Origin of the sequence: Sphingobacterium alimentarium, assembly GCF_004342685.1 — a bacterium.
In the GTDB taxonomy this organism is placed as follows: Bacteria; Bacteroidota; Bacteroidia; order Sphingobacteriales; family Sphingobacteriaceae; genus Sphingobacterium; species Sphingobacterium alimentarium.
In genome coordinates this window covers 17,667-29,866 of record NZ_SMBZ01000022.1, presented here as the reverse complement: position 1 = coordinate 29,866, position 12,200 = coordinate 17,667, and the positions used below count along the sequence as shown (strand labels likewise).

At 37.8% G+C, this 12,200-nt stretch carries 11 protein-coding genes; 10 read left to right on the top strand and 1 reads right to left on the bottom strand.

Translation table 11 applies throughout. From position 1 onward, the window contains the following. The first annotated feature begins 27 nt into the window (after positions 1-27). The 8 genes from EDC17_RS09300 (at position 28) to EDC17_RS09265 (ending at position 9,059) form a co-directional block, all read left to right on the top strand. Complete coding sequence (locus EDC17_RS09300) at positions 28-2,451, top strand: DUF2339 domain-containing protein (RefSeq protein WP_132777811.1); 2,424 nt, start codon at positions 28-30, stop codon at positions 2,449-2,451. Further along, a complete protein-coding gene (locus EDC17_RS09295; protein WP_132777810.1) occupies positions 2,432-3,661 on the top strand; it encodes a hypothetical protein in 1,230 nt (409 codons plus the stop codon). The genes EDC17_RS09300 and EDC17_RS09295 overlap by 20 nt, the downstream gene beginning before the upstream one ends. Positions 3,662-3,785: 124 nt before the next feature. Next, positions 3,786-4,355 carry an NADPH-dependent FMN reductase gene (locus tag EDC17_RS09290; RefSeq protein WP_132777809.1) on the top strand — a complete coding sequence of 190 codons (570 nt, stop codon included), beginning with the start codon at positions 3,786-3,788 and terminating at the stop codon, positions 4,353-4,355. A 37-nt stretch (positions 4,356-4,392) separates the two neighbouring features. Continuing rightward, positions 4,393-4,971 (top strand): DJ-1/PfpI family protein, encoded by a 579-nt coding sequence (locus tag EDC17_RS09285; RefSeq protein ID WP_132777808.1) that lies wholly within the window; start codon positions 4,393-4,395, stop codon positions 4,969-4,971. Positions 4,972-4,974: 3 nt separating this feature from the next. Beyond that, positions 4,975-5,349: a hypothetical protein gene (locus tag EDC17_RS09280; RefSeq protein WP_132777807.1), complete on the top strand. Its 375-nt coding sequence runs from the start codon at positions 4,975-4,977 to the stop codon at positions 5,347-5,349. 49 nt (positions 5,350-5,398) lie between these two features. Then, the gene (gene ppk1, locus EDC17_RS09275; protein ID WP_132777806.1) at positions 5,399-7,462 is read left to right on the top strand and encodes a polyphosphate kinase 1; all 2,064 of its coding nucleotides are present in this window, start codon (positions 5,399-5,401) and stop codon (positions 7,460-7,462) included. 36 nt (positions 7,463-7,498) lie between these two features. Continuing rightward, a complete protein-coding gene (locus tag EDC17_RS09270; RefSeq protein ID WP_132777805.1) occupies positions 7,499-8,560 on the top strand; it encodes a PA0069 family radical SAM protein in 1,062 nt (353 codons plus the stop codon). A gap of 121 nt (positions 8,561-8,681) precedes the next feature. After that, entirely contained in the window at positions 8,682-9,059 is a 378-nt protein-coding gene (locus EDC17_RS09265) for a hypothetical protein (RefSeq protein ID WP_132777804.1), read from the top strand. Positions 9,060-9,122: 63 nt separating this feature from the next. Here EDC17_RS09265 and EDC17_RS09260 read toward each other — a convergent pair whose 3' ends face one another. After that, positions 9,123-10,427 (bottom strand): NfeD family protein, encoded by a 1,305-nt coding sequence (locus EDC17_RS09260; protein WP_243646106.1) that lies wholly within the window; start codon positions 10,425-10,427, stop codon positions 9,123-9,125. Positions 10,428-10,491: 64 nt separating this feature from the next. On the opposite strand from EDC17_RS09260, the gene EDC17_RS09255 reads away from it, so the two are divergent. Next, positions 10,492-11,244: a hypothetical protein gene (locus tag EDC17_RS09255; RefSeq protein ID WP_132777802.1), complete on the top strand. Its 753-nt coding sequence runs from the start codon at positions 10,492-10,494 to the stop codon at positions 11,242-11,244. Positions 11,245-11,253: 9 nt separating this feature from the next. Beyond that, positions 11,254-12,189 carry a septal ring lytic transglycosylase RlpA family protein gene (locus tag EDC17_RS09250; protein ID WP_132777801.1) on the top strand — a complete coding sequence of 312 codons (936 nt, stop codon included), beginning with the start codon at positions 11,254-11,256 and terminating at the stop codon, positions 12,187-12,189. Positions 12,190-12,200 lie beyond the last annotated feature (11 nt).

Genomic DNA, 12,200 nt, shown 5'->3' with positions numbered 1-12,200 from the left:
AAAAATTAACCAATACATATAAAACTAATGGAAGCCATCCTGTTCTTGCTCATAATATGTTTGCTATTGTACATCATTTCGAATCAGAAAAAAGAAATCGGCCAGCTTCGGGATGGCTTAAAGCATACATTTGATGAATTAATCTCTATTAAAAAATTAATTGAGTCACTCAATTCAAATGTATCCCCCAAGGCTCCTGAAAATATAATTAACGAGCCGGCACCTAGTCCCCAAGTAATAATAAAGGAAGAGGAAATTGAAGCCTCTCCGTATGTGAAAGAAGAAGAAATACTTGCACCGGTGACGGAAGTACGGGAAGAGCTTGTAGAGGAGGTTGTGTGGAATACACCTATCCCACCTCCTATTCCCGAGTATCAACCAGCAATAAGTCGTAAAAAGGTAATTGCCGAACCACGTATGTCTTGGTATGAAAAGTTTAAGGAAAACAACCCCGATTCGGAAAAATTTATTGGGGAGAATCTGATAAACAAAATCGGTATCATCATTCTTGTACTGGGGATTAGCTTCTTTTTGCGCTATGCCATCGCCAAAGAATGGATTAATGAGCCTGCACGCGTAGGCATTGGGATTCTAACTGGCGGATTGATATTGATAATTGCCCACCGGCTAAGACTGAAATTCAAGGCTTTCAGCTCTGTATTGGTAGCAGGCGCAATTGCCGTATTTTATTTTACTATCGCCATTGCATTCCAGGACTATCAGTTGTTTTCGCAGACTACTGCATTTGCAATTATGACGGTCATTACCCTATTTAGTGTTTTTGTTTCTATTGCATATGATCGTCAGGAATTAGGGGTGTTGGCGACTATTGCGGGATTTGCTGTGCCCTTTATGGTAAGTACAGGCGACGGAAATTATCATGTACTGTTGACGTATTTGTTGATTTTGAACAGTGGAATGCTCATTATTTCGTACTATAAGAGATGGTTTATTGTCAATTTCACCGCATTGATTGCTACTATTATTGTGGTTTTTGGTTGGTACAGTACTTTAGAAAATCCGAATACAAACATATTAAATAATGCACTGATATATTGCGGTTTTTCTTATTTTATCTTCAGCATCGCTTTCATTATCAACAATGTAGTACATAAAAATAAGTTCTCGAACTACGAAATCGGAGCCCTACTCAGTTCCACGGCATTATACTTTGCCATAGGATGCCATATCATTCATCGCATTAACCCCGATTACATGGGACTATTTAGCATCACGTTAGGTTTCATTAACATCTTATTTGCTTACACAATTTATAAAAAGTATAGATTCGACAAGAACATTATATATGCCTTAATCGGACTAGCGCTTACGCTGGCGACTGTCACCTTACCTATTCAATTTGAAGGAAACTATATTACGATTTTCTGGGCTTGTGAAGCTGTCTTATTATTCTGGTTAAGTCAAAAATCAAATATGAAAGGTTTTACATTGGCCGGAATAATTGTACAGATTCTTGCTTTCATCAGCCTTATCATGGACATTCAATATTATGCGGCAGATCAAGTGCCCTATGTTTTTATGTTCAACTTAAATTTTATTACTGGTCTTATTTTCATAGGCTCATTACTCAGCACACATTGGCTGTTTTCACGCCATGATTTTTCCTTCCGCTATTTTGAATTAGACTTCAAAAAGAAGTCTTATAGGATTCTGGTCTTTAATCTGGCTTTGATTTTAGGTTACGCACTACCCCTTTTGGAAGTACATTATAAGTCGAATGCCTACTTTACGAATGCGGGGACGAATATGTTTTTCAAATACCTGTACCATATGCTTTATACTTCGGCATTATTGTATATCCTTCACAAGAAGAACAACATACAGCGATGGGGCAATATCCTTATTGCTTTTAATATGCTAGTATATATTTTATTAGGCTATAGATTGCCTATTTATGAAAAAGAAGAAACTTTCTATGGCCTAATGAATTTCCCTTATGCTTTCAATTTCCATTACCTGTCTTTAACCTTATTACTGTACCAAGTATGGCTATATGTGAGACAACATATATTCGAAGCTGTACCAAGCCTGACAATTAAATCCTTTGCGCCTTGGTTTGTTGCCTTTTTCATTACCTATATGTTGAGTGTAGAAACAACTACGCTATTTTTATTTCAGACGGCGAATTGGCCAGAATTTTATATGCAGAAGAAGTTTGTCATCAAAGTTATATTTCCGGTATTGTGGGGGGTAATATCGTTCGCTTTGCTCATATTTGGAATAAAAAAACAAATCAAGGCGATTCGTATTATTGCCTTGGCGCTATTAAGTATAACCATATTGAAACTCTTTACTTACGATATTAGAGATGTATCCGAAACAGGCAAAATCATTGCATTTATTTTATTAGGGGTATTGATATTAATTATATCTTTTGTTTATCAAAAAATAAAAAAACTCGTTGTAGAAAATGACAAAAAACCACTATAAGCACTTCATTTTTAATGCTATTCTTTTCGCTATGTTCTGCTTTCCTTCGTCATTATGGGGACAGCAAGGCAAAGCGAAGATAATCCCCACAGGTTCTGAATATCATCGCATAACTATACCACAAGAGTTTAGATCTTTGATCGGCAATGCTCTAAGCAAAATAAGGATTAAAGATAAAAATGGTCATGAGGTGCCGTATATTTATGTACAACAAGTGCTAGACTATACAAATTTTGTAACCGTAGCTTGTGATAAAATTTCAACGGATAGTACGCAGACATTTATTATCCCAAATACTGCAAAAAAGAAAATAAGTAGTTACGTACTGGAAATTGCTAACACCAATGTCAGTAAAAATTACAGCATAGAAGGAAGCCACAATAAGGAAGAATGGTTTGCACTAGAAAATCATGGGGTATTGGGCAACCTCCAAAGCCCGTCCGAAACATCCGTACTGGCACCTGTACATTTTCCGTTGAATGATTATACTTATATCCGTATTCGCATGGATGACAAACGCTCGGCTCCTATTAATGTATTGAAGATCGGTTACATAGAAATAAGTAATCTAGAACAAGATTATGTGAAATTAAGAGACATTCGTGTAGCAACTCAAGAGATCCAAAAAGAAAAGATAACACGATTGCAAATTACGAAGGCTGGTCGATCCTCTGTCGACATCATTCAATTTCATGTATCCAATCCCGCTCACTTTACACGTCCGGCTCGTTTGTATAGCAAAGAACGCGTTGCTTATAAAAAGAAAGAGCAGACTATGCACATTGGTGAGTATGATTTTAACTTAGCGAATACAAACGCTAGACAAATAGAAATACCTGCAAGTGAATATCCACAAACTCTATATATCGACATACAGAATGATGACAACCCGCCTTTGCAAATAGATAGTATTTCACTATTTCAAACACCCTTATCGATCGTTGCACTATTGCAGAATGGAGAGCAATACACCTTAGAGGCTGACAGTAGCTGGACGTCACCCACCTATGATTTGGCAAAACTTAATATGGATTTTTCTAAGATCACAAAAGAAGCCAAAGTCACGGAAATAAGTATGCAGACTGCTTCGCCAGAATCTGCTTCAGGCAATAAAACCGGAAAAATCATATTGATAATCGGTTGTATTGCAGGAGTAGCTGTCTTATTTTTCTTCGGAGCCTCTCTTATCAAAGACATGAAAAAAGAATAAACTTCATTTAAATTAAATTCAAGTAGGAAGGGTTGATGAATATCGACCCTTTTTTCATAACTTCATAGTAAGATTCTGACGTCAATATTACACATCCACAAATCGCAATAAGTATATTAGAAACATGAAAATTTTAGCATTCGGAGCCAGTAATAGCTCCAAATCCATTAATAAAAAATTGGTGACAAGTGTCGCAAAATACTATAAAGAACTCGACGACATCAAAGAAGTTATTGACCTCAATGACTACAGTATGCCTATATTTTCGGTAGATTATGAAGCCGAACATGGCATCCCTCAGCAAGCCTATGATTTCGCGGCTAAGATTGATTGGGCGGATTTTATATTAATCTCCTTTGCAGAGAACAATGGAAATTATAATGCATGCTACAAAAATATCATTGATTGGGTTTCACGCATTAAAGGGCGTAAAATATTCAATGGTACGCCTGTATTTTTATTGGCTACAAGCCCCGGTGCAAGAGGTAGTCAATCTGTATTAGGTATTGCTGAGCAACGACTACCCTATGATGGTGCAGATGTACTGGACACTTTCTCGCTACCGGAATTCAACAAGAACTTTGAAGAAGGCAAAGGAGTAACCAATATGCTATTGCGCAGTCAATTGGAGGCTAAAGTGCGTAAAACAAAGCGCACACTCAAAGAGAAGTTTGAAAACAATACAGAAAATTAAAGTGTTTATCTATAAATTACCCTAAAAACATAACAACATGGCAAAGAAAGTATTACTACTCGTAGGTGATTATGTAGAAGATTATGAAGCAATGGTTCCCTTTCAAGCTATGGGTTCCGTAGGAATCGACGTGGATGCAATTGCACCTGACCGTAAGAAAGGTGATGTCGTACCGACAGCGGTTCACGACTTTACAGGCGACCAAACCTATAAAGAGCTACGTGGACACAATTTTGCAATTAACAAAGATTTCGATGCTGTCAATCCCGAAGAATATGACGGATTATACATTGCTGGCGGTCGGTCCGCAGAATACATAAGGCTCAACAAGCGCGTCATTGAGATTGTGCAGCACTTCTTCGAAGCTAACAAACCTGTTGCAGCCATCTGTCATGGCATCCAAGTATTGACAACAGCAAAAGTATTAGAAGGACGCACCTTAACCGCATATGTGGCGGTAGGTCCAGACATCGAATTGGCTGGTGGTACATGGAAAAATATTCCTGCCGATCAAGCTGTAGTAGATGGCAAGCTAGTAACCTCACCTGCATGGCCTGGTCATCAACAAATACTGAAAGAGTTTTACAAACTTTTAAATATCCAAATCAATTTATAATACATGAAAAAAAACAAAAAGGTATGGCTCCTAGCTGTTCCTATCATCTTGATATTAGGCTATATGATATGGGATTCCTATAGCCAGCTCGGTATTAAAGATATTCCCGGTGATTTTGAAGAAGTAGCATTTGTCCGTAATGAACAGAATAAAGGAGGTATAGAGCGCATTTATGCGGTGACTGTTGGTGATCTGCACAATGCCAAATATGAAGATTGTGCCGAACTTTTCCCTACAAATGACTTCAATAGTGTGACACGTGTGTTTTTTTTCGATAAGAATAAACCCTATCCTACTACGCTAAAAATAGAACCTCCGCATTATGATACATCGAAATATGAAGCGATAAATATCATCAAAAGAAGAGGCACAAAATAAGGTTGGGCTATTAAATATAAGCTGATAACGCTACCAAAAACATAAAAGAATGGCAAGAAAATATATACCTAGAGATATCAGTTGGTTGAGTTTCAACGGGCGAGTTTTGCAAGAGGCGGCAGATTCTACCGTACCCCTGATTTCGCGCATTAAATTTCTAGGTATATTTTCTAATAATTTAGATGAATTTTTTCGGGTGCGTGTGGCAGGATTAAAAAGAGCGCTATTGGTAGATGAAAAGTCGGCCAAACAGATCTTTTTTGAAAAACCCCAACTCATTCTCGAAGAACTAAACCATCGGCTGATCAAACAACAAAAAAAGTTCGACAAAGTATGGGATGATGTTCAAATAGAAATGGCCAAACAAGGCGTATTTATCAAGTCTAGTGAGGATCTAAACGAGGATCAGCAGAATTTTGTCAAAGATTACTACCTGAAGCAGGTAGAATCTAGCGTTATTCCCCTCCTATTGGATGCAAACCGACCGATGAATTATGTGCGCGACAAATCCCTGTATTTGGGAATTGTAATGGGTAAAAAGAATCAATCCGAGGATTTGAAATACGCCATTATCGAAATCCCCGCTCCATTATTGGGACGCTTTGCGATTTTACCTTCTCCAAAAAAAGAAATTCATGTCATCCTATTGGAAGACATCATCAAATATAATCTTCCTTATATATTCTCCTTTTTTGGCTTTTATGAGTTTCATGCCCACGCCTTCAAAATTACACGCGATGCGGAATTTGATTTGGATAATGACATCAACACCAATCTGGCCGAGAAGATTGCGAAAGCAATAAAAACCAGAAGTAAGGGAAAACCAACACGTTTTGTATTTGACGAAAATATGCACCCGCAACTGGTGGAGTTTCTTTTCAAAAAACTAGATATTACAAAGAAAGACAGCATTATTCCGGGACGTAAAATACACAATTTCAAAGACTTTATGGATTTTCCGAATGTCTTTAAAAGGCAAAAGCTACCGATTGAACGAACCTCTTTCCATCATCCCGATCTCAATAATAAATTGCCGATAGCAAATACCATAGCCAAAAAAGACGTGCTGTTGGCTTTTCCTTATCATGATTTTGATCATGTCATTGATATGCTTCGCGAAGCAGCTATTGACCCGGATGTGACTTCCATTAAGATTACTGCCTATCGTTTGGCACCCAATTCTAAAATAGGCAATGCTCTAGTGAACGCCCAGCGTAATGGCAAACATGTCACAGTCATGCTGGAGCTGCGTGCACGATTTGACGAACAGCATAATCTTTTGTGGAAAGAACGGTTTGAGAACGATGGCATTGAGGTATTGGTCGGAATTCCCAATCGCAAGGTACATGCGAAGCTCTGTGTGATTGAAAAGCGGACCAAAGAAAGTAGCTTCAAATATGGTTTTGTCAGCACCGGCAATATGAATGAGAAAACCGCTAAGCTCTATACCGATTTTTGTTTGATGACCAGCCACGAAGATATTATGGCAGACATGGAACAAGTATTTGATACACTTCGAAATCCCCAAGCTAACCTCAATGAGAATCTAGCTTTAGGAAAAGGAATTTTGTTCGCTCCCACACATATGCGTAGCCAAATTATTGCGCATATAGACAAAGAAATTAGCGAGGCCAAAGCGAACCGAAAAGCGCATATTATCATTAAAATCAATGCTCTCAGCGATAAGCAGTTGATCAAAAAATTGTATGAAGCAGCCGAAGCAGGTGTCACCATACAAATGATTGTACGCGGCATTTATTGTGCTAAAAACCAAAAAACTTTTGCTAAACAGCTAGAAGCAATCAGTATTGTGGATGAATACTTAGAACATGCGCGCGTGCTTTACTTCTATCAGGGAGGCAAAGAAATGATGTATCTATCTTCTGCCGATTGGATGACCCGAAACTTGGATTATCGTATCGAAGCTGCTGTCAGAGTAATAAATAAAAACATTAAAAAGCAGTTGCTCGATATGCTTCATATTCAACTGCGTGACAATATAAAAGCCCGTAGATTAAACAATCTATTAAGTAATAAATATGTCCGTAGCGAGGATGCAGCTTGCCAATCCCAAATAGAGACCTACCATTATTTAAAAAATCAGCAACGGTAATTTTGTTTTGCTAATATTTTTAGTAATTTTACTTCTATGGATGGAAGAAATTACATAAAAGGTAGAGGTGCGCAATATAATCCACAGAATAAATATGTCAATGATGCATATGGACAATTTCATATTGAGGCCATTGATTCCTTTGAAGAAACATCCAATAAAACACTTTTTATTCCTTCAGAAGCTAAAAGTTTAGTACACAAAGTAGAGAGTCCCGATGTGGGTATGGCCTATTCTGCGAATCCCTATCAAGGCTGCGAACACGGATGCATCTACTGCTATGCTCGCAATTCGCACCAATATTGGGATATGGGCTCAGGACTGGATTTCGAACGAAAAATCATAGTTAAAACCAATGCGGTCGCTCTTTTCGAACAGTTTATTACACGGAAAAATTGGAATTTCACCCCCATCCATCTTTCGGGCAATACCGATTGTTATCAACCCATTGAGCGAGACAAGGAACTTACCCGAAATATCCTTCAAGCGGCATTACACTATCGGCAGCCTATAAGCATTATTACCAAAAACGCATTGATACTACGTGACCAAGATATCCTTAGCGAACTTGCTAAATTAGGGCTCATCAAAGTTTTTTTGTCGATAAACTCACTTACCGAAGAAACCCGACAAAAAATAGAACCTCGTACCGTGACGGCCAAGCAAAGACTACGAGTGATCGAAGAACTCGCTAACTGTAATGTACCTATGGGTGTGAATGTAGCACCTGTTATCCCAGGACTCACTGATAGCGAGATACCACAGATTCTCAAAGCTGCCGCAGAAGCTGGCGCCCAATGGGCTAATTATATTATCGTGCGCCTGAATGGGCAGATTGGAGAAATATTCAAGGATTGGTTAGATGTTGCTTATCCAGATAGAAGTGCCAAGATTTGGAATGCTATCAGTAGTTGTCACCATGGACAAGTCAATAATTCAAATTTTGGGGAACGAATGAAAGGCGCAGGAAATATCGCCGAAATCATACGAAGTGTTTTCAAATTGCATTGTGTCAAGAACAAATTAAATCAAAAACCGTTTGAATATGCGTCCATTGATAGACGCACAGGTGAATCCTCTCAGCTTAGTTTATTTTAATATTAAGTCTCAATAAAATTGTTAAACATACGTTAAAAAAGTTTGAAAAACATAGGATGGCATAGTGGTTGCATTTTTCATGTTGATTATAAAATATTTGTTACACACAAATTAAACATTTATGAAAAAAACTATTAAAATCCTGAGTTTATTATTAATTACAGTTTTTGCCTTTACAGCTTGTAGCAAAGATGATGACCCAACAGACAATTCTTTATTTGTAGGTAAATACGAAGGAACTGTCCGCTATTCGGAAGGCCTTTCTGAAATAAAAAGCAACACGAATGGTTCGGTAACCGTAGCTAAAGTTGGAGATACATATAATTTCAACTTTTCGGATGCTATTCCTTCCTTAAATGGAATTAAAATGAAAAAAGGTGAAGGCAATGTAATTATCTTAGAAGATGGAGCTTTTGGATCGATATCGATTTCAGCTTCTGAATTAAGTATTAATTATACCAAAGATGGTAAAACTTGGTTTGCGAATTGCGATCGTTAATAGCATATAACGAATCATAAAATGAATAAAGGGCTTGAAAAATTTTCAAGCCCTTCTTTTTTGTTAAGATTGCACGGTTTTGTCAGCCACTCTACGCACAAATAAATTATAATTCTCGTGCTTCTCGACGATAATCTGTTCGCCCAAATCGATGTAGCTATCTAAAGCAACCGCATCATACCATACGCCATCCACCTCAATCTTCCCTGAAGGACGAAGAACGGTGCGCGCAACACCTGTTTTATTGATCATATTTACTTTTGGCACCGAGGAAGTATAACCACTATCCGCACGCTGCTCATCAGCAAGAACCAACCTTTTGAAAGCGGGTGAATGCAGAATATTTCTGCCAAATAAGACTAACAGTACGACAGATAGTACCATTGATCCTATCACAATTAAAAACGAATTCATTAATACGCCTGGTTTAGAAATTTTAAAATCAAAAAAGTCATTCGCTAACATGGAGAATGAAAGTCCACACAAAACGAAAATTATACCCAATATTCCCGCTACTCCAAATCCAGGTATGACAAATACCTCTAAGGCTAAGAGTACAACACCTATCACGAAAATAGCAATTTCCCAATTATCCGCTAATCCCTGTAAATATAATGGTGCAAAAAATAACACCGCACATACCGTAGCCAATACTATGGCGAATCCAATACCAGGTGTCTGCAACTCAAAATATATGCCGCCGATAATACCCATAATGAGCAATCCATGAACTATTGGGTTAACTAAGAATCCAATAACTTGATCTACCCAGGTCTTTTTATAAGACTTCACATTAGAGGGTTGTACATTTAGCTGTTGGTATACCTCATTCAAACTTTTTACTTCAGCATTGATAATATTCGCCTTAGCGGCCTCTGATGCTGTAAAGGTCAATATTTTGCCATCTTGTTTGATTTCTGGGATAGAAATAGAAGGGTCTACAAAAGCTTCCGCGATTTTGGGATCTCGCCTTTTGGCTTCTGCCGTAGCGCGCATCAAGCCACGCATATAAGACTGATATTTTTCGGGCATGATCTCCCCCTGTGGGTTCACTACACTTGCCGCTCCCAATGAAGAACCACTTTGCATAAAAATATGATCCGACGCCAAAGAAATCAATGTACCTGCAGATGCTGCATTGTTATTGATATAGACGACAGTCTTGATGGGTGAATTGAGCAGCAAGGTGCGTATAGAATCGGCAAAATTGACGGCTCCCCCAAAGGTATTCATTTCGATAAGAAAGTAATCGGACTTCTCTACAAGTGCTTGATCATAAGATTTTTTAATAATGCGCCAAGAATTCGGACCGACATCTTCTTTGAGATCCGTCTTAAATATAGATTGGGCATGTGACATAATTGCCATTATTAAAAACCCAAATAAAAGAATAGATTTAGTAAATTTGTGTAGCATAGCTGTGAGCATTGGTATGAATAAATATACAATAAATAACGTATTCGAGCGAAATTTTCCCTTTCCGATCTGGAAAATCGAAGTGGACTGTTTGCATAACCAATTAGCTGTGGAATGCCGCGATCCCGATTCTACGCTCCCCATATTCTATGTGTTGAATTTTAAAGGAAACCTACTTTTAGAACAATTTCATAGTGAATCGCGCGAATGGACGCTAGAAGACATTCAAGGTGACTATCTTATTCTCAAACGATTTGGCGAATATTCCCCCATTCAGGCGGGTATTCAAGTCATTCATATTCCTACCAAAAGCACGGTATTCACCTACATGGAATATATCATTAAAGAAGTTTTCAACAAGGTTATTCAAGCGTATCATCGCTCCATTCCGTCCGGACTATTTTTTTATATAGATATCGTGACGGGAGAAGTTTCCAATACGCCCTCTTTTGATACATCTTTTCCTGTACGAGATATCCGATATCCTATTCCTTTTCAAGGAACAGTACCTTCGTTTTTGAATCAGATTTCTTTTATCGACCAAATCTGGTTACAACCGTATAAAGATTTATTTCTTTGGTCTTACCATACCCAGACCGCCAATCACTACCATCTTAGCCTATCGTTATCTTCTAGAAATGAGTTATATGACACTAAAGTTATAATTGATGACATGGACAAATTAATCCCTCAACCTTATTTTACTGTCAAAGACCATATTTTCTTTTTATCAAGTAATAAAATGAAAATTTCCTCGTATTTAGTATAATTGTAAGATATGAAGCAGAAAAAAAACTTTAAAACGTATCATAAATTATCTTTTTTATTTGCACTTGGTTTAGCTTTTCCCGCTGTAGAGAGCCTGCAAGCCAAAGAATTGAATATTGAAAACAGATTGACAATCACTCTTGATTCCATTGGAACAGAGAATATAAATGGTAAGCGGTATGTGATTCACCGTTTGAAAACGAAAGAAACTTACTATCAACTAAGCCGTATCTACAATACGCCTGTCAATGAAATCATGGCAGCCAATAATAAAAAGAATTTGCGCGTAGGTGATACCGTTCGTATTCCGCGTGGAGCTGCAATTGACAACCGTCCTAAACTACCTACTCCGCAACCCACGACAAGCTCAAGCAACACTAGCAATAAGCCTGTCCTAGTCAATCCAAATGATATTACCGAATATAAAGTAGGCAAGAGTGAAACCCTCTATGCCATCTCTCGACGCTTTGGTATATCTGTCGATGACATCAAACGCATGAATGACCTTACTTCTGACTCGGTGAGAGAAGGACAAATTCTAAAAATCCCTAATCGTGCGCTACCTCCGGTAGAACCTGAAATCGTACAAATTCCGATCGAAGAAGTATTAGAGAATAATAATCCTATCGATGATTCGAGCTTCAAGCCTAACAAATACGGGATCCGTGAGACCAAAGAAAAAGGTGTAGGTGTATGGATGAACGATTTAGAAAATAATGACCAAATAAGTTTGGCACTACACAAGACTGCTCCTATAGGAACTATATTAAAAATTACAAATCCTATGAATAGAAGTGTTACCTTTGCAAAAGTTGTCGGAAAATTCTCTGATAATCACGAAACACAAGGAGCAATAGTGATACTATCAAAATCAGTAGCCTCATCTATTGGTATTTTGGACAAAAGATTTCAAGTAGAAATCACTTATGGTATGCCCTTGAATTAATAATTATTCAG

Coding starts and splice junctions, on each gene's coding strand:
- EDC17_RS09300 (WP_132777811.1), top strand. CDS start 28: ATGGAAGCCATCCTGTTCTTGCTCATAATATGTTTGCTATTGTACATC.
- EDC17_RS09295 (WP_132777810.1), top strand. CDS start 2,432: ATGACAAAAAACCACTATAAGCACTTCATTTTTAATGCTATTCTTTTC.
- EDC17_RS09290 (WP_132777809.1), top strand. CDS start 3,786: ATGAAAATTTTAGCATTCGGAGCCAGTAATAGCTCCAAATCCATTAAT.
- EDC17_RS09285 (WP_132777808.1), top strand. CDS start 4,393: ATGGCAAAGAAAGTATTACTACTCGTAGGTGATTATGTAGAAGATTAT.
- EDC17_RS09280 (WP_132777807.1), top strand. CDS start 4,975: ATGAAAAAAAACAAAAAGGTATGGCTCCTAGCTGTTCCTATCATCTTG.
- ppk1 (WP_132777806.1), top strand. CDS start 5,399: ATGGCAAGAAAATATATACCTAGAGATATCAGTTGGTTGAGTTTCAAC.
- EDC17_RS09270 (WP_132777805.1), top strand. CDS start 7,499: ATGGATGGAAGAAATTACATAAAAGGTAGAGGTGCGCAATATAATCCA.
- EDC17_RS09265 (WP_132777804.1), top strand. CDS start 8,682: ATGAAAAAAACTATTAAAATCCTGAGTTTATTATTAATTACAGTTTTT.
- EDC17_RS09260 (WP_243646106.1), bottom strand. CDS start 10,427: ATGGCAATTATGTCACATGCCCAATCTATATTTAAGACGGATCTCAAA.
- EDC17_RS09255 (WP_132777802.1), top strand. CDS start 10,492: ATGAATAAATATACAATAAATAACGTATTCGAGCGAAATTTTCCCTTT.
- EDC17_RS09250 (WP_132777801.1), top strand. CDS start 11,254: ATGAAGCAGAAAAAAAACTTTAAAACGTATCATAAATTATCTTTTTTA.